At 62.0% G+C, this 17,834-nt stretch carries 16 protein-coding genes; 10 read left to right on the top strand and 6 right to left on the bottom strand.

Going from position 1 to position 17,834, the window contains the following annotated elements; all coding sequences use genetic code 11:
* Window positions 1–190: 190 nt before the first annotated feature.
* The 7 genes from J7557_RS06755 to J7557_RS06785 all read left to right on the top strand — a co-directional run bounded on the left by J7557_RS06755 (window position 191) and on the right by J7557_RS06785 (window position 7,268).
* The gene (locus J7557_RS06755) at window positions 191–1,027 is read left to right on the top strand and encodes a carbohydrate ABC transporter permease (protein ID WP_291418960.1); all 837 of its coding nucleotides are present in this window, start codon (window positions 191–193) and stop codon (window positions 1,025–1,027) included.
* Window positions 1,024–1,842: a carbohydrate ABC transporter permease gene (locus J7557_RS06760; protein WP_291418625.1), complete on the top strand. Its 819-nt coding sequence runs from the start codon at window positions 1,024–1,026 to the stop codon at window positions 1,840–1,842. Before J7557_RS06755 ends, J7557_RS06760 begins: the two co-directional genes overlap by 4 nt.
* A 9-nt stretch (window positions 1,843–1,851) precedes the next feature.
* Window positions 1,852–4,053 (top strand): glycoside hydrolase family 2 TIM barrel-domain containing protein, encoded by a 2,202-nt coding sequence (locus tag J7557_RS06765; protein WP_291418627.1) that lies wholly within the window; start codon window positions 1,852–1,854, stop codon window positions 4,051–4,053.
* 9 nt (window positions 4,054–4,062) lie between these two features.
* Window positions 4,063–5,121, top strand: coding sequence for an ABC transporter ATP-binding protein (locus tag J7557_RS06770; protein ID WP_291418629.1), 1,059 nt, complete (start codon window positions 4,063–4,065; stop codon window positions 5,119–5,121).
* A gap of 301 nt (window positions 5,122–5,422) precedes the next feature.
* Window positions 5,423–5,737, top strand: coding sequence for a hypothetical protein (locus tag J7557_RS06775; RefSeq protein WP_291418631.1), 315 nt, complete (start codon window positions 5,423–5,425; stop codon window positions 5,735–5,737).
* A 2-nt stretch (window positions 5,738–5,739) separates the two neighbouring features.
* Complete coding sequence (locus tag J7557_RS06780) at window positions 5,740–6,645, top strand: siderophore-interacting protein (protein ID WP_291418633.1); 906 nt, start codon at window positions 5,740–5,742, stop codon at window positions 6,643–6,645.
* Window positions 6,646–6,821: 176 nt separating this feature from the next.
* Complete coding sequence (locus J7557_RS06785; protein ID WP_291418636.1) at window positions 6,822–7,268, top strand: Rrf2 family transcriptional regulator; 447 nt, start codon at window positions 6,822–6,824, stop codon at window positions 7,266–7,268.
* On the opposite strand, the gene J7557_RS06790 is transcribed toward J7557_RS06785, so the two are convergent.
* The 6 genes from J7557_RS06790 to J7557_RS06815 are packed head-to-tail and all read right to left on the bottom strand — an operon-like array spanning window position 7,265 to window position 13,822.
* Window positions 7,265–8,572, bottom strand: a complete 1,308-nt coding sequence (locus J7557_RS06790; protein ID WP_291418638.1) for an NtaA/DmoA family FMN-dependent monooxygenase — start codon at window positions 8,570–8,572, stop codon at window positions 7,265–7,267. The two genes, J7557_RS06785 and J7557_RS06790, sit on opposite strands and share 4 nt — an antisense overlap.
* Window positions 8,573–8,594: 22 nt before the next feature.
* Window positions 8,595–9,233, bottom strand: a complete 639-nt coding sequence (locus tag J7557_RS06795) for an NAD(P)-dependent oxidoreductase (RefSeq protein ID WP_291418640.1) — start codon at window positions 9,231–9,233, stop codon at window positions 8,595–8,597.
* 21 nt (window positions 9,234–9,254) lie between these two features.
* On the bottom strand, window positions 9,255–10,502 hold the full coding sequence (locus J7557_RS06800; RefSeq protein ID WP_291418642.1) for an FAD-dependent monooxygenase: 1,248 nt from the start codon (window positions 10,500–10,502) through the stop codon (window positions 9,255–9,257).
* On the bottom strand, window positions 10,499–11,533 hold the full coding sequence (locus tag J7557_RS06805) for an ABC transporter substrate-binding protein (protein WP_291418643.1): 1,035 nt from the start codon (window positions 11,531–11,533) through the stop codon (window positions 10,499–10,501). The genes J7557_RS06800 and J7557_RS06805 overlap by 4 nt, the downstream gene beginning before the upstream one ends.
* Window positions 11,534–11,545: 12 nt before the next feature.
* Complete coding sequence (locus J7557_RS06810) at window positions 11,546–12,766, bottom strand: acyl-CoA dehydrogenase family protein (protein WP_291418646.1); 1,221 nt, start codon at window positions 12,764–12,766, stop codon at window positions 11,546–11,548.
* A 15-nt stretch (window positions 12,767–12,781) separates the two neighbouring features.
* Complete coding sequence (locus tag J7557_RS06815; RefSeq protein ID WP_291418648.1) at window positions 12,782–13,822, bottom strand: ABC transporter substrate-binding protein; 1,041 nt, start codon at window positions 13,820–13,822, stop codon at window positions 12,782–12,784.
* 299 nt (window positions 13,823–14,121) lie between these two features.
* Here J7557_RS06815 and J7557_RS06820 point away from each other — a divergent pair, with 299 nt between their 5' ends.
* Genes J7557_RS06820 through J7557_RS06830 form a run of 3 tightly spaced genes read left to right on the top strand, consistent with a single transcriptional unit; the run spans window position 14,122 to window position 17,797 of the window.
* A complete protein-coding gene (locus J7557_RS06820) occupies window positions 14,122–15,111 on the top strand; it encodes an ABC transporter permease (protein ID WP_291418650.1) in 990 nt (329 codons plus the stop codon).
* Complete coding sequence (locus tag J7557_RS06825) at window positions 15,108–16,100, top strand: ABC transporter permease (RefSeq protein WP_367272879.1); 993 nt, start codon at window positions 15,108–15,110, stop codon at window positions 16,098–16,100. The genes J7557_RS06820 and J7557_RS06825 overlap by 4 nt, the downstream gene beginning before the upstream one ends.
* Window positions 16,097–17,797: an ABC transporter ATP-binding protein gene (locus tag J7557_RS06830; RefSeq protein ID WP_291418652.1), complete on the top strand. Its 1,701-nt coding sequence runs from the start codon at window positions 16,097–16,099 to the stop codon at window positions 17,795–17,797. Before J7557_RS06825 ends, J7557_RS06830 begins: the two co-directional genes overlap by 4 nt.
* Window positions 17,798–17,834: the final 37 nt, after the last annotated feature.

Genomic DNA, 17,834 nt, shown 5'->3' on the forward strand with positions numbered 1-17,834 from the left:
TCCGCACCTGAGGTGCGGACCCTATCCCGGTGTCATCCCCGCGAAAGCGGGGACCCCTGTTTCACAACGGAGGTTCCCGCTTTCGCGGGAATGACATCGGGGTTGGCAGGCAGTGGTGACAACAACGGAGAATAGCGTGGCGCAATCGGGTCTCGCGCGAAACGAGCAGGTAAGCGGTTGGCTTTTTGTCATGCCCGCCTTGGTGCTGCTCGGCGTCTTCATGATCTATCCGATCCTGTGGTCGCTCTGGATGAGTTTTCAGGTCGGCCGCGGCATGGCCTTCAGCTTCGGCGGCTTCGCCAACATCGTGCGGCTGACGCAGGATCCGGTCTTCATCCGGGCGCTCACCAATACGCTGACCTTCCTTGCCATCCAGGTCCCCATCATGCTGGTCCTGGCACTGCTCTTCGCCAATGCGCTCAACGACAGCAAGCTCTGGGGCAAGGGCCTCTTCCGCACCGCCATCTTCCTGCCCTGCGTCACCTCGCTCGTCGCCTATTCCGTCGTCTTCCGCTCGATGTTCGCCGCCGATGGCGTGATCAACCAGTTCCTGCTCTTCACGCACATCATCTCGGACCCCATCCCCTGGATGGCCGATCCCTTCTGGTCGAAAGTCGTGATCATCAGTGCCATCACCTGGCGCTGGACCGGCTACAACATGATCTTCTATCTCGCCGCCATGCAGAATATCGACCGCTCGATCTACGAAGCGGCCAAGATCGACGGCGTCCCCGCCTGGGCTCGCTTCTGGTACATCACCGTACCCATGCTCAAGCCCGTGATCCTCTTTACGACGGTGATCTCGACCATCGGCACGCTGCAGCTCTTCGATGAGCCAAACCTGATCCCCTCGACCCCCGGCGCCCCCTCGGATTCGACGCTCACCCTGTCGCTCTACATCTACAACCTCAGCTTCAAGTTCATGCCCAGCTTCGGCTACGCGGCGACCGTATCCTACGTCATCGTCGTCATGGTCGGTATCCTGACCCTGATCCAGTTCCTGGCCGCAAGAGAGCGCCGCACATGAGCAACCCTCTCGCCCTTATCGGCCGCATTGCCACCTATCTGCTGCTGACCGTCGCGGCCTTTGTGTCGGTCTTTCCCTTCCTCTGGATGGTGATCGGCGCGACCAATCTTTCCGCCGATATCATCCGCGGCAAGGTCACCCCCGGCGGCGCGCTGTTGCAGAACATTTCGGTGTTCTTCAGTTCCGTCGATATGCCGCGGATTCTGTTCAATTCGTTCCTGATCGCCGGCCTCGGCACGGCGCTGACCCTCTTGGTCTCCTCGCTCGCCGGCTATGGCTTCGAAATGTTCCGCAGCAAGGTCCGCGAAAAGATTTTCGCCGGGCTTCTCCTGATGCTCTCCATCCCTTTCGCCGCCCTCATGATCCCGCTCTTCATCATGATGGCCAACTTCAAGATGATAAACACCTACCAGGCGATCCTGCTGCCGACTGTCGCCTCGATCTTCATCATCTTCTATTTCCGCCAGGCAACGAAGGCCTTCCCCCATGAGCTGCGCGATGCCGCCCGCATCGATGGCCTGAAGGAGTGGCAGATCTTCCTCTATGTCTACATGCCGGTGATGCGCTCGACCTACGCGGCCGCCACCATCATTGTCTTCATGGCCAACTGGAACAATTACCTCTGGCCGCTCATCGTCCTGCAGACCAATGAGATGAAGACGCTCACCCTTGTCGTGGCCGGTCTCACCTCCGCCTACACGCCCGATTTCGGCGTCATCATGGTCGGTGCGATCTTCGCCACCCTTCCCACCCTCATCATTTTCTTCCTGCTCCAGCGTCGCTTCGTCGAAGGCATGCTGGGCGCCGTTAAGTAGAACCTAACTATGCGTCCTCTGATCGATTTCAATTCTGGCTGGCTCTTCGAAGGCAAGGACACCGTCCGTCTGCCGCACAATGCGGTGGACCTGCCGTTCTCCTATTTTGACGAGAAGGCCTATCAGCGCGAATTCACCTACGAAAAGCGCTTCGCCGCTGACGCAGGCTGGCAGGGCAAGGAAGTCTCCGTCGTCTTCGATGGCGCCATGGCCAATTCCCGCGTCTATCTCAACGGCGAGGAAATTGCTGCGCATAAGGACGGCTACACCCCCTTCGAAGGCCGCTTCACCGGCCGCGTGAAATCAGGCGAAAATGTCCTGAAAGTCGTCATCGACGGCAGCGAAAACCCCGCCATCCCGCCCTTCGGCGGCCAGATCGACTATCTCACCTATGCCGGCCTCTACCGCGAAGCCTGGCTGCGCGTGACATCGAGCATCTTCGTCGGCAACGGTAAGATCGAAACTCCCAACGTGCTGGCCGACAAGAAGTCCGTCCGCGCCCGCATCGATCTCAGTAATCCGCAAAACCTGCCGCTCTCCGGCACCCTGGTAGCGACCCTCAAGGACGCTTCGGGCAACACCGTTGCCACCACTGACGCCGCCATCTCCGGCGCCTCGGTCGACATCGCCTTCAACGATCTCGCCGGCATCACCCTCTGGGACATCAAGACCCCGGCGCTCTATACGCTCGAAGTCACCATCGACACAGCGTCCGGCCAGGACACGGCAAGCTTCCGCTTCGGCTTCCGCAGCGCCGAATTCACCGCCGATGGTTTCAAGCTCAACGGCAAGCTCTTGAAGCTCCGCGGCCTCAATCGCCACCAGTCCTTCCCCTATTCCGGCTACGCCATGGGCAAGTCGGCCCAGGTGCAGGACGCCGAAATCCTGAAGCACCAGCTGCACCTCAACATGGTGCGCACCTCGCACTATCCGCAGAGCCACTATTTCCTCGATCGCTGCGACGAACTCGGCCTGCTTGTGTTCGAAGAAATCCCCGGCTGGCAGCATATCGGCCCGCTGGAGTGGCAGGACGAGTCGGTCGAAAACGTCCGCCGCATGATCACCCGCGATTGGAACCACCCTTCCATCGTCATCTGGGGCGTTCGCATCAACGAAAGCCAGGACAGCCACGACTTCTACGTCCGCACCAACAAGCTGGCCCGCGAACTCGACAGCACCCGCCAGACCGGCGGCGTCCGCTACATCACCGATAGCGAACTGCTCGAAGACGTCTACACCATGAACGACTTCATCCTCGGCAACGAGGAATGGGGCGGCAATCGCCCGCGCACCCCGCTGCGCCCGCAGCAGGAAGTCACGGGTCTCGACCGCATCGTGCCCTATATGATCACCGAATATGGTGGGCACATGTACCCCACCAAAAGCTACGATCAGGAGCAGCGCCAGGCCGAACACGTTCGCCGCCACCTCGACGTGATGAACGCCGCCTATGGCGATCCGCAAATTGCCGGCTGCATCGGCTGGTGCGCTTTCGACTATAATACCCATAAGGACTTTGGCTCGGGCGACCGCCTCTGCCACCACGGCGTCATGGACATGTTCCGCGAGCCCAAATTCGCCGCCTATGCCTATGCCAGCCAGTGCGAGCCCGAGGAAGAAATCATCCTCAAGCCCGTCACCTTCTGGGCCCGCGGCGAACGCAACATCGGCGGCGTGCTGCCGTTGATGATCCTCACTAATTGCGACGAGGTCGAGCTGACCTATGGCAACAACGCGCCCAAGCGTTTCCGCCCCGACCGCGAAGCCTTCCCCCATCTCCCCCACGCGCCCGTCGTCATCAAGCGCGAACACCTGACCGACGAAGAACTCGGCCTCTGGGGCATGTCCTGGGAAGACGCAGTTATCACCGGCTACATCAATGGCCAGGTGGCCAAGACGGTAAAGTTCATCTCCGACCCGATCGCGACCGAACTTCAGGTCACGCCCGACCATACCGAACTCGGTGCCGAAGGCGACACGGTGCGGGTCATCGTCCGGGCGCTCGATCAGTCGGGCACGAAGCTCCCCTTCTTCCCCGAACCGGTCTCCATCGAAGTATCGGGTCCCGCCACCCGCCTTGGCCCCGGCCTCGTGCCGCTGCGCGCCGGCTCGACCGGCTTCTGGCTGCGCACCACCGGCAAGGGCCCGATCACGGTCACCGTCACCAATGAGCGGCTCGGCCGCACCGTCACCACTCTCACCGCCGTCTGAGGATTACCAATGTCCGGTCTCAAACTCCGAAATGTGAAGAAGTCTTTTGGCGCGGTGGATGTCATCAAGGGCGTCGATCTCGACATCGAAGACAAGCAGTTCGTGGTTTTCGTCGGTCCCTCGGGCTGCGGCAAGTCTACCCTCCTGCGCATGATCGCCGGCCTTGAACAGATCTCCTCGGGTGATCTGTTCATCGGCGACAAGCGCATGAACGACATCGATCCCGCCCATCGCGGCATCGCCATGGTGTTTCAGTCCTACGCGCTCTATCCGCATATGACGGTGCGCGAAAACATGGGCTTTGCCCTAAAGTTCGCCGGCCGCCCCAAGGACGAAATCGCCAGGCGCGTCGACGAGGCCGCCCGCATTCTCGAACTCGGCAAGCTTCTCGACCGCAAGCCCGGCCAGCTCTCAGGCGGCCAGCGCCAGCGCGTCGCCATCGGCCGCGCCATCGTGCGCCACCCCGATGTGTTCCTCTTCGATGAGCCGCTCTCCAATCTCGATGCGGAACTGCGCGTCCACATGCGCATCGAAATCGCGCGGCTCCACAAGGAACTGAACACCACCATCATCTACGTCACCCACGACCAGGTCGAAGCCATGACCCTGGCCGACAAGATCGTGGTCCTGCGCGATGGCATTATCGAACAGGCCGGCTCGCCGCTCGAACTCTATGACGATCCCAACAATCTCTTCGTCGCCGGCTTCATCGGTTCGCCCAAAATGAACCTCCTCACCGGCACCGTCGAAGCCGGCGGCATCCGCCTTGCCGATTTCCCCAACGACCTGATCCCATCGCCCATTGCCATCCCGGCCGGCACCGCCGTCACCGTCGGCATCCGCCCCGAGCATTTCGACCCCACCGGTACGGCTGCCCTCGATACGTCAGTCGAAATCATCGAGCACCTCGGCGGGGAAACCTACGCCTATGCCCGCGGCACCGGCTCCAACCTCCTCACCATCGCCACCGACAACAACCGCACATTGAAAACCGGCGACCGCTACCAGGCCAGGTTCAACCCGGCCTCGCTGCTCGTCTTCGGCCGGGACGGCAAGCGCCTGCGCTAACGACGTCCCGCACCACACGCCATTCCTTCCATTCCATCGTCATTGCCGGGCTTGTCCCGGCAATCCATCTCGCCTCCGCATGGACCACCGGGACAAGCCCGGTGGTGACGATCGTCGAGAGCAGAGAGGCACCCTGATCCATTCCCAAACTCGATACGCACCTCCCCCTTGATGGGGAAGGATGGGAGGGGGTGGCCGGCTGTGCCACTACGCACCCCTTGCATCCCACCCCACACCGCTTTAATATGACGAAACTAATCATATTAAAGCGGGCGGCGCTCTGGCCATGCCCGGAGCCGCCATGCACCAAAATGCCGACGCCGCCGCCGACCGCGACAATGCGGATATTCTCCACCAGCGCGTGCTGACCCTCTTCTGCGAAGCGCTGGAAGTGAACCAGGCTCAGCCCATGGACGTGCTCGAAACGCTCGCCACGGCTCTTGGCAAGGTCTACCGCGAAGTCGCCGATTCCCACCTGCCGCCGCGCAACTGCGTTTGCGGCTGGGAGCCCGCCGAATATTCCGACGTCCACGCCCTGCAATTCGCCTTGGCCCGCGCCGCGCTGTCGGGCAATCGCTCTTCGTTCGCCCTCTCTTCCGTCATCGGCCACGCCTGAATATGTCCCACACACGTCCCTATCGTATTTTCAACGCAGCCCTCGCGCGCTCCGAAGACGTCACCCCGCACCTGCGCCGCATCACCTTCTCTGGTCCGGAAATCCGGGAAATGACTACTTGGGCTCCCGACCAGCGCATCAAGATTTTCTTCCCCACCGACGATGGCCGCGTGCCCGACATGCCGGATGCCGAGGACTGGTACGCCACCTACAAATCCGTCCCGGTCGCCGAGCGCGTTCCCATGCGCACCTACACCATCCGCAACCTCCGCGCCGATGAGGCCGAAGTGGACGTAGAATTCGTCCTCCACGGCGAAAACGGTCCCGCCTCGCGCTGGGCCACCCATGCCAAGCCGGGCGACAAGGTGCAAATCTCCGCCCCCAATCGCCGCTCCGAAAGGATCGGCGGTGGTTTTGAGTGGAAGCCGCCCGCCGACCCGCGCCACGTCCTCCTCATGGCCGACGAAACCGCCGTCCCCGCCCTCGCCGGTATCCTCGAAGAACTCGCCGCGCGCAAAAGCCCGCCGCCCTGCGAAGTCTTCGCCGAAGTCGCCGACCGCGCCGACGCTCTGGCCCTCCCAACCTGGCCCGGTCTCGTGGTCAACTGGCTCATCCGCCACGAAGAGGGCGACTCGCGCCCCGGCAACCTCCTCGTCGACGCCGTCGAGCGCGCCAAACTCCCCGCCGCCAATGCCGAAGAGACCAGTGTCGAGCTCGAAAACATCGACATCGACAGGAATGTCCCCTGGGAGTTGGCCAAGGCCACCGAAGGCGCCTTCTACGCCTGGATCGCCGGCGAGTCCGAAGCGATCATGTCCATCCGTCGCCTCCTCATCAAGGAGCGCGGCATCGACCGGAGCCTCCTTAACCTGATGGGCTATTGGCGCTTCGGCAAGGTCTACGAGTAGGCTAACAGCTTTTTCGCATTAAGCGGCCAAATGCGACACTCGAAGGGAACAGTCTGCCAACCGAATGGGGGCGGAATGCCGCGTGTTGGCGATTGGCCTCTTGTTAAGAAGATTGATCGACTTTATCTACCAACTGCGCGAAATTTTCGCGCAGCGTGAAGGATGGTCGGTTCGCAATGCTCACCAACAAGGGCAAATACGGTTTGAAGGCTCTGGGCCACCTCTCCGGTGTGAAACCGGGCGATCTGGCCATGGTCGGCGACATCGCCGCGACCAATAACATCCCCAAAAAATTCCTCGACGCCATCCTCTCCGAGCTGCGCAATGCCGGCTTCGTCTACTCCCGCAAGGGCAAGTACGGCGGCTACTATCTTGCTCGTCCGCCTGAAGAAATCATGATCGGCCACGTCGTTCGCGTGCTCGACGGGCCGCTGGCGCCGATCCCCTGCGCCAGCAAAACCCGCTACCAGCCCTGCGCCGATTGCGACATCGAAACCTGCCGCGTCCGCAAGCTGATGTTCGAGGTCCGCAACGCCATCGCCGAAGTCCTCGACAAAACCAGCCTAGCAGACATGCAGGCCGGCGGCGGCGTCGAGAGCATCAGCAACGACCTCGTCGCCTAGTCAGGATAGGGCAGGCCATAGCGGTCCCTGATCGTTTTGCCTTCATATTCAGTAGGATAGACACCGCGATCCTGCAGGATCGGCACGACCTGCTCGACGAATTCCTCGATATCATCCGGTGCCCGCGGCGGCTGATAGGTATAGCCATCCACCGTCCCATCGGCCCAAAGGTCGATGATCTGGTCAGCCACTTCTTCGGCCGTCCCAAGCACAAGCCGATGGTGTCCCTCTGAGCGCCGAACGACCTCACGCGCCGTCAGCTTTTCATGCGCCAGCAAGTCGGAAAGCCCAAGTCCCATGCCGACGGCCATGAGCCGGTTCGGATCTGGAATAAAGCGTTGGGGATCAAGCACTTCATCGGGGTTGAAGGTGTCTGCATCGAGCCCGTTTTCTTCGATGAAGCGCTTGATGAGCCCATCTTCCGAGCCCGCGCCGCTGAACAGCTCATGCTTGCGCAAAGCCTCCTCCCGCGTCTCGCCGACAATGGCGACAAGACCCGGAACGATGCGGATTTCCGAAGTGTCGCGGCCGACTTCCCTCGCGCGATCAAAGACTTTCTTGCGGAAAGCCTGCCCCGCTTCGCGCGAGAGAATGTTGCAATAAATGATCTCGCCATGCCGCGCCGCGAGGTCGATCCCGCCTTCCGAAGCGCCGGCTTGTGCGATCACCGGATGCCCCTGCGGTCCCCGCGGCACATTGAGCGGACCCTTTACCGAAAAATGGTCGCCGACATGGTCGATGGCCTGGGCCTGGCTGGCATCCCAGAACCGCTCGGGCGGCACGTCGCCCGCGCGCCGCGGGTCCCAGCTCGCCCAGAGTTTTTTTGCCACATCCAGAAATTCGCGCGCTTTGGCATAGCGCACATCGCGCGACGGCAACGGCTCGCTGCCAAAATTGGCGGCAACCCCGGGATTGAACGAAGAGACCACGTTGATGATCAGCCGGCCGGCCGAAATGATATCGGTCGACTGCGTCCGTCGCGCCAGATTGTAGGGCGAATTATAGGTCGATGACATGGTCGTAACGAAGCCGATGTCAGGCACCTGCGCTGCCAATGCCGTCACCAGGATCAGCGGATCGATCGTGTGAAACGGCCGGCTGTTCGGGTCCGTCATCAGCGCCGGATGGTCGGAGAAAAAAACCGAGTCAAAGAGCCCGCGATGGGCCAGTTGGGTGAGGCGCAGATAGTATGCGGGGTCGGTGATTTCCTCGCGCGTCCCGGTGCGATATTTCCAGCCTGCGCCAAGATATCCGGTCGTGTTGATGCCGACATTGAGATTGAGCCGACGCTTGTAAGTGGTCATGTCAATTTCCCAAGCAGTCGGCTCAATAGGCCGCCGTGAAGCGGCGACGCACGTAGCGGCCCTGTTCGAGCTCATCGAGAATGGCCACGGCGAAATCGGCCTCAGAAATGCGGCTATTGCCGTCCGGGTCGCGGAGAAGCTGGTCTTCGCCGAGCCGGAATTTGCCGGTGCGGTCGCCGGCTTTGATCTCGAGCGGCGGCGACACATAGGTCCAGTCGAGATCATATTCGCCCCGCTTGAGGGCACGCACGATCTCGCGGTTGCGCAGCGTATGGGCCTTGTGGTCGGCGGGGTAAAAGTCGCTGTCGACGACATCGACGCCGGGGCTCGCTTCGAGGCTGCCAACGCCACCGACAAGGATCAGCCGCTTCACGCCGCCGAGTTTGACGGCTTCGAAGAGCGATTCATGGGCGCGGCGGATGAGTTCGGCGGCCTCGTCGGCCGAGTATTTCCGCAGGCCGGGGCTATAGGCCGAAATCACTGCATCATGGCCCGAAATGATCCGGGCAACAGCCTCGGTGTCGGCGAGATCCGCCGTGAGCGTCGTGAGATTGGGTTCAGCTTCGAGCGGGCTCGAATTGGTGACGGCAGTGACGCGAAAACCGCGCGACAGGGCTTCCTTGCGGATATTGCCGGAGGCGCCGAAGACGACGATGGACATGGAATGGGGCTTTCTATGGTTCTACTCGGCGGCGACGCCCTTGAGGGCGCGGCCGGCGGCGACATTGTTCAGCATGGCGGTGAGCGAGGAGCGCACGGCCTCGTAGCCGTGCTCGCGCATGGCGTTTTCGTAGTCGTTGAGCGCGGTGAGTATGGGCTTGCCGCGCTTGCGTGACGCCACCAGTTGCGGCACGAGCAAGCCCGTATCGTAGAGCGCCGTATTGCCGCCCAGCGCGCGGAAATAGGTCATGGCGTGAATGGAATCGCCCAGAAGCGTCACCGGCCCCGTTTCCCAGACAGCGCCCGGCTGCGAAGAGCGCACTTTCAGAAGAGCAACGGTCGACGGATCGGTGTGGCGGATCAGCTTGAGAATGCGCTCGTCCCAATGGCCGATCTTTGCCAGCAACACCTCCAACAGCGCCGCACCGTCGAGCGTTTCGAGTACATCGTCCGGCGCAAGCTCGCCTACCTCATAGGCCGTGTTCCACCAAACGTAGCTGGTTGCGTTGTTGAAGTGGAAACCGGCAATATCTCTATGTGTCGGATCATCCGCGCCAATGACGCCGTGACGGTCGAAGGCCGAGGGATCAACGCGATGACTGGTGATCATCAGGTTGTGGCCTTCGCTCGGCCGGATATTGGCATTGGTGTCGAGCAGGACGGATTCGATGTCGTGTGCCGCCGCTGCCTCGAGCGTCATTTTTCCGGCAAGCCGGCGCACGCCTGTGTCGATACTCTTCAGGTCGGGCAGCAATTGCCGCCGCACGGTCGAGCCCGCGCCGTCAGCGCCGACGAGAATGTTGGAGCGGACGCGCGACCCGTCGGCAAAGTGCGACAGCACTGTACCTTCCGGCTCGATCTCGTAGTGCAGGAACTGCTTGCCGGTCTGAACCACATCCTCAAGGCCGGAAAGCAGGATTTGCCGCAGGGTGATGCGGCTCACCGACTTTTCGACATGGGTGTCCTCGACTCCGCGGCCCCAGGCGCTGCTGTCTACGGGAACGAAATTCTCGTCGAGCGCGGTGTTTTCGGTTGGCGCCCGGCCAAGAGTGGCGAGAAATGCTTCAAAGAGATGCGGCGGCAGATTGGCCTCAAGCGCATCGAGGCCGCGTTGCCTGAGGCGCAGGCGAAAACCCTGCACATAGTCGGCGCGCTCCGCATCGCGTTCGAACACGGCCGCCTCGATGCCGTTTTTCTTGAGGCCCTGGGCGAGCGCCAGCCCGCCCGGGCCGCCGCCGATAATGGCGATGTCGACAAAGGGAGTGGTCATGCGGCCTCGCTGCGCCTGATGGCGTCGAGCGCGCGTGGATCGATCCAGGCGGCGACGTCGAAGTCGGCGGGAATGAAACCCCATTCGAGGAGGAAATCCTTGAAATGGGAGAGGGCGTCAATCTGCTCGTCTTCGAGCGTCAGTTTCAGGTGCCGGTGGACATTCGGGCCATTGGCGGCCCAGATCGCTTCTTCGGCGACACTGATTTCGCGGGCGATGAAGCGCACCGTGTCTTCGGGATGGGTCTCGGCCCAAGCGCCGACGCGATCGACCGTCGCTACCAGTTCAGCCACGAGATCTGGCCGCTCATCGGCAAATTTCGCGTCGACCGTCAGCGGGCGTGGCGTGCCATTGTTGATGCGGATGCGGGCATCCGGATGGAAGCCGAATTCGGAAACAATGGTTGCGCCGATCTGATTGGCCAGCACCAATCCTTCCGCGCCCTTGACGAAGAAGGCATCGATTTCGTCGCGGGCGAGAGCCAGCAATTCCTCGCCATAGGGGTAGCGGCGCTTGAGGCCGAGGAAGGCCGCATTGCTGATTTCAAGCAAAGCCGTCTCGCGCACATCGAGATAAACGATCTCGACATCCCCAGCGGTCAGTCCCTCGAGCGATAGCGCTGAGACGATGCCTTTGAGCGCAGTGGCGCGCTGGAAATCGACGATCCCACCAGCTTGCCGTGGCACGCCAACCCTGCGGCCTTTGAGGTCCTTGGCCGACTTGATGCCGGTCGTCGGCAGGGAGATAACCGCCTGGAACTCATCGGTCGTCGTGATGCCGACGATGCGGGTTTCCCGTCCGCCCGAACGCGCCCAGATTGGCGGAATATTGCCGCCCTGGCGGAACGACCAATCGAGCGCATGCGTAAAGTGGCTTTGGCGAACAGCCGGGTCTTTGCTGTCGCGGATCGAGGCGACCGCAACGCTCTGGGCGCCAAAGGCCTCGTCCACCCAACCAAGTTGGGCGGCGATAGAGAGCGGCGTCGGGGCAGGGCAGCGCGTGTACCAGACGGATTTGGGTTCTTGGCTCATCTCAAAAACTCCTCAGGCGCTGGCGACGAGGCGCGGACGCGTCGGCGTGCGCACGGCGACTGGCTCCACTGGCTCGTCCTTGCGGGCGGCATAGCGGGCGAATGCGCCCTTGGCCAAAATGGTGCGGATCATGTTGTTCTGCGGCGCATGGGCCTTGCCCGAAATCGCGTCGCGATGGTGCCGCTCGAGCGGATGATCGCGGCTGATGCCGGGATTGCCGCCGAGATCGAGGGCTAGCGTCGTCGCCAGAATGGCGTTCTCGATGACCTCGTGCTTGGTCGCCGCCGAGTCCGAGCCAAAGGGACGACCGGCATCGAAATCCTCGGCGATCGTGCGCAGCAGGCGCCGATTGGTCGCGAGCCAGGCTTCGATCTGGCCAACACCATCCTGAATGCGCGGTACCGTCGAAAGCGGTGCGCCGAGGCTCGCCGGAGCGCGCGTGCTGGTGAAATCCACCAGCCAGTCGCGCGCCGCGCGGGCGGCGCCGTCATAGATCGAGGGGACGAGAGTAAAATACCAGGCGCCAAGCCGTTCGTCGCGCTTGAGGCCTTCGGTGGCCGGGGCGATATCCAGCACATCTTCGATATCGATGGCGACGTCATCGAGGATCAGGTCATGGCTATTGGTGGCTCGCATGCCGGTGGCGTTCCAGGTCTTTTCGACGCGGATGCCATCGGCATCGGTCGGCACCAGGAAGGAGCCGAGGCGCGGTTCCGGCTCGTCGGTGACGGCGAGCACGGAAACCCATTTGAGGAGCGGAATACCCGTCGCATAGGTCTTGTGGCCGGTGATGCGCCACTGATTGCCCACCTTGCGTGCCACCGTTTCTGGAAGGCTGCCATGCGAGGGCGAACCGACGCGCGGCTCAACCTGTGCGGCATTGAGCAGGGCGACACCTTCGCGATTGGCCTTGGTCACGCGCTCGATCAGATGCTGCGGCCACTTGCCCGAGGCGCGGATGCCGTAATGCTGGCTGTAGTGCATCGCCAGCACCAGAGCGGTGGATGGCTCGCCCTGCGCCACGGCCGAAACCACGGCCAGCGCTTCGGTGAGCCCGCCGCCGAGACCGCCATGCTCGGTTGCCGTCACGAGGCCGAGCAGGCCTGCCTCGTAGAGGGCGTCGAAATTGGCGAAGGGGAATTCGCCGGTTTCGTCATAATGCCCAGCGGTGAGGGCGAAGCGTCGGCCGAGATGCTCGGCCTTGGCGATATAGGGGGTGAAGTCGGTGGTCATGTCAGTCCTCGGAAATCAGGCGACGGCGCGAATGTCGATGCCGTCCCAAGGCCGGCGGTCGACCCAGGCGTTGATGTCAAAATCGCGTTCGAGGAAGCCCCACTCGTAGAGGAAGTCCTTGTAGTGACCGATGGCATCGACCAGTTCGGGCTCAAGGCCGAGCCCCAGATGCTTGTGCAGGTCCGGACCATTGGCAGCGGCCACGATTTCCTCGGAAGCGCCGACTTCGCGGGCGACGAAGCGGCGGACATCATCGGGATGCGCCTCGGCCCAGTCGCTGGCGCGATGCAGCGTTTCGATCAGGCGGGCGACGAGGTCCGGCCGGTCTTCGGCCAGGCGCTCGTCCACTGTCAGCACGCGCGGTGAGCCGGAATTGATGCGGATTTTCGGATCGGGATGGAAACCGAACTCCACCACGGTATGGGCCGCGATGAGATTGGTGATGGCAATGCCGCCGGTTCCCTTCACGTAGATCGCATCAACCTCGCCGCGCAGTAGAGCAGCGACTTCGGCCCCATAGGCCTGGCGATTCCTGAGGCCATAGAGCTGCGGACCCTCGCGGCCATCGAGTACGGATTCGGTCAGAGGAATATCGACGATCTCGACTTGCTTATGCGTAAGGCCTGCGAGCGACAGGGCCGAAACGAGGCCCTTGAGCGCGGTTGCAGCCATGAAATCGACGATCCCTGCCGGACGGCGGGCAATGCCGAAGCGGCGACCGACCAAGTCCTTGGTCGTTTTGATGCCACTCGTGGGCAGGGTGATGATGGCCTGGAATTCATCTGTCCAGGTGATGCCGACAAGGCGAGTCGGATTGCCTTCCGAGCGTGCGCGGATCGGCGGAACATTGCCGCCGTGGCGGAAGGAATAGCTCAGGTGATGGTCGAAGTGGCTCGACCGGATCGCTCTATCCTTGCTGTCTATGATCGAATTGAGCTTCACGCCTTCCTTGGCAAACGCCTCGTCCAGAAGACCCAGTTGCACCGCGAGACCAACCGGAGTGGGCACGGGGCAGCGCGTGTACCAGATCTCGGAAATCGTATTCTTGATCGTCATGCCTCTTCTCCTGTTGGCGAGGGCAGGTTTTTCCAAACCGGCATCCCCAAGCGTTTGTCTGTTTCTGTCGCGCACTGTGATGCGCAAGAAATTTGCTTCAATGTCTGATTTTGATCGATTTGTAAGAAACTAGTTCCTGAAATCGCGAAAAGTCAGGATGAATTTGCCAAAGCAGATTTGACAAAGCCTATAAAACTAGTCAACATAAATTTCGCAGGCTGAACCCCGGAGCTGAGCAGTGCTCTTTCCGGATGCCGCAAGGACCCCGTTGCTCCCATCGAGTGAAAGAGAAAGCGCTCATGTCAGCTCTGCCGCGCATATTGAGGACGCTGCGACGCACGCTCCTTCAGGCCGTGCCCACCGTTCTCGGCATCATCATTCTCAATTTTTTCCTGCTCCAACTCGCCCCGGGCGATGCTGCTGACGTGATGGCAGGCGAAGCCGGTTCGGCGACGGTCGAAACCATGCAGGCGCTGCGTGAGCGCTTCGGTCTCGACAATCCGGTGCTGGTGCAGCTCGCCAATTATCTCGGCAATCTCGCTCAGTTCAGCCTCGGCTTCTCGCCACGTTACGGCATGCCGGTGACCGAGCTGATCGGCCAACGTCTTCCCGGCACGCTGACGCTGATGGCCATGGCTCTGGCTATCGCCATTCTCATCGGCCTGACGCTAGGCTCGCTGATGGCGGCCTTTTCCGGTCGCCTGCCGGATCGGCTGCTCTCGATCTTCGCGCTGCTCTTTTATTCCGTGCCCGGCTTCTGGATCGGCCTGATGCTGATCGTGCTGTTCTCGGTGACACTGGGCTGGCTGCCGAGCGGCGGGGCAGGGACCATCGGCTCGTCCTATACCGGCTTTGCCGCCATCATCGACAAGGCGCGCTACATGGTGCTGCCGGCGACGTCACTCGCGCTATTCTACGTCGCCATTTATGCCCGCCTGACCCGCGCCGCCATGCTCGAAGTCAAGAACCAGGACTTTGTGCGCACTGCCTATGCCAAGGGGCTCTCGCCCGCGGTTGTGACCGTCAAGCATGTGCTGCGCAATGCGCTCATCCCCATCACCACCATGGCCGGCATGCATGTCGGCGGCATGCTCGGCGGCGCCGTGGTGGTGGAGACTGTCTATAGCTGGCCCGGCCTCGGGCGCCTTGCCTTCGAGGCCGTGATGGGCCGCGACTACACAGTTCTTCTGGGCATCCTGCTACTCTCGTCCATTTTGGTCATTCTCGCCAATGCCATTGTGGACCTTGCGCAGGCCTGGCTCGATCCCCGCATCGGAGAGCAGAAATGACGACCGAAACCGCCGTCACGCACGCCGCTACGCCCATACAGGCGCGCGCCAGCGCTACCCAGGCCGAAAAGCCGGATACGTCTCAATGGCATAATATCAAGGCGCCCGATGCCCGCACCACGCGCACGGCATCGGTGTCTGTGCCCGCCGGGCGGCGTGAACTCGCAGCCTTCCTGCGCAATCCCAATGCGCTCTTCGGGTTGGTTTTCCTGTCCCTGATGGTACTTGTCGCCCTCGTCGCTCCCATCGTTTTTCCCGGCGATCCGCTCGGCATGGTCGGAAAACCCTTCCTCTGGCCGGGCCAGGACGCCGCCTTCCCGCTCGGAACCGACTCCATGGGTCGTAACGTGCTGGCCGGTCTTTTCCATGGCGCGCGCATCTCGCTCTTTGTCGGCCTGACGGCAACGGCCCTTGGCCTCGGTGTCGGCATCACCGTCGGCTCGCTGGCCGGTTACTTTGGCGGCTGGGTCGATGATGTGCTCGTCCGCATCATCGAAATCTTCCAGACCCTTCCTAATTTCGTGCTGCTGGTGGTCCTCGTTGCAATCGCCCAGCCCTCGGCCACTACTGTTTCGGTCGCCATCGCCATCGTCAGTTGGCCCATGGTGGCGCGTCTCACCCGCGCCGAGTTCCGCGCCATTCGCGAAAAGGACTATGTGGTCGCCGCCCGCAGTCTCGGCTTCCGCCATCCGCGCATCATTTTTCGCGAGATTCTGCCCAATGCCCTGCCGCCGCTGATCGTCACCGCCTCGGTCATGGTCGCGACGGCCATCCTGATGGAATCGGCCCTGAGCTTCATGGGCCTGGGCGATCCCAACGTCGTCAGCTGGGGCTCGATGATCGGCAATGGCCGCGAACTCATCCGCACCGCCTGGTATCTCACCTTCCTGCCGGGCCTTGCCATCGTCTTCACCGTGCTCGCCCTCAACCTGATCGGCGACGGTCTCAACGACGCGCTCAACCCGCGCTTTTCGGAGGAACGCTCGTGAGCCCCGCATCCAGCCGTCTTCTCGAGGTCGAAAACCTCACCGTCCGTTTCGGCTCTGCCGATCCGGTCCGCCACCTGAGCTTTTCTGTCGATCGCGGCGAAACCGTCGCCGTCGTTGGCGAGTCCGGTTCTGGCAAATCGCTCAGCGCCCTGGCGCTGATGCGTCTCCTGCCGCGCAATGCTGAGGTACCCAATGGCCGGATCACTTTCGAAGGCACGGACCTCCTAAAGCTTTCCGACCGCGACATTCGCAAGGTGCGTGGGCGGGAGATCGCGATGATCTTCCAGGAGCCAATGACCAGCCTCAATCCGGTCGCCACTATCGGCAACCAGATCGCCGAGGTGCTGCGCCTCCACGAAAAGCTGAGTAGGAAGGAAGCGCGTGCCCGCGCCATCGAGCTGCTCAACCTCGTGAAAATCCCCGATGCCGAAAAGCGCGTCGATGATTTCCCGCACCAACTTTCCGGCGGCCAGCGCCAGCGCGTGATGATCGCCATTGCCGTGGCCTGCAAACCCAAACTTCTTATAGCCGACGAGCCAACGACGGCGCTCGACGCGACCATTCAGGCCCAGATTCTCGAACTGCTCGACGAACTGCGCCGCAAGCTCTCGATGGGCCTTCTGCTCATCACCCACGATCTTGGCGTCGTCTCGCGCTGGAGCGACCGCGTGGTGGTCATGTATCACGGCGATAAGCTCGAAGAGCTGCCGACGTCCGAACTCTTCTCGGCAGACCGCCACCCCTATACGCGCGGCCTGGCCCAGGCCTCGATCCGGCTCGAAGACGGTGTGCACCACACCTCGCGCTCGCTTTCCGAAATCCGCGTGGTAAAGGATCTCGACGGGCAGAACGACTATCAGATCCGCCAGCCGGTCCCGCGCGATCTGCCACCCGTCGCCAATGACGACGAGCCGATCCTGCAGGTCGACGGTCTTTCCGTTACCTACCGCACCCGAAATCGCGAAAACCGGGCGCTCGACAAGGCAACACTCACCCTCGCCAAGGGCGAAACTCTTGGCATTGTGGGTGAATCCGGCAGCGGCAAGTCGACCCTGTCGAAAGCCATCATGCGCCTCGTCAATGCCGAAAGCGGTAGCATCCGCTTTCAGGGCCAGGACATTACCGGCCTCAGCCCTAATCAGCTTCAGCCGGTTCGCCGCGACCTGCAGATGATTTTCCAGGACCCGTTCGGCTCGCTCAATCCACGAAAATCGATCCGCGACATTCTCGAAGCGCCGCTGATCGTTCACGGCGTCCATGACGCCGCAGAACGCCGCCAGCGCATCGCCGAAACCTTTGAGCACGTCCGCCTGCCGCTTTCAGCCGCCGAACGCTATCCACACGAATTTTCCGGCGGCCAGCGCCAGCGCATCGGCATCGCCCGCGCGCTGATCCTGCGCCCCTCGCTCGTGATTTGCGATGAACCGGTTTCGGCGCTCGACGTCTCGATCCAGGCGCAGATTCTCAATCTTCTGGTCGATCTCAAGCGCGACCTTGGCCTCAGCTATCTTTTCATCTCGCACGATCTGGCGGTGGTTCAGTACATTTCCGACCGCGTCATCGTGATGAAGGATTCCCGCATTATCGAAGAGAGCGACCACAAGACCATCTGGCGTCAGCCCAAGACCGACTATACCCGCGCGCTCATCGCCGCGGCGGCCGGCGGCGAAACCCGAAGCAGGGCGCTCGCTTCCTGACCTCAATTCCACCTTCAATACAAAAGACCATGGTGCC

Origin of the sequence: Devosia sp., from assembly GCF_017744655.1 — a bacterium.
Taxonomy (GTDB): Bacteria; Pseudomonadota; Alphaproteobacteria; order Rhizobiales; family Devosiaceae; genus Devosia.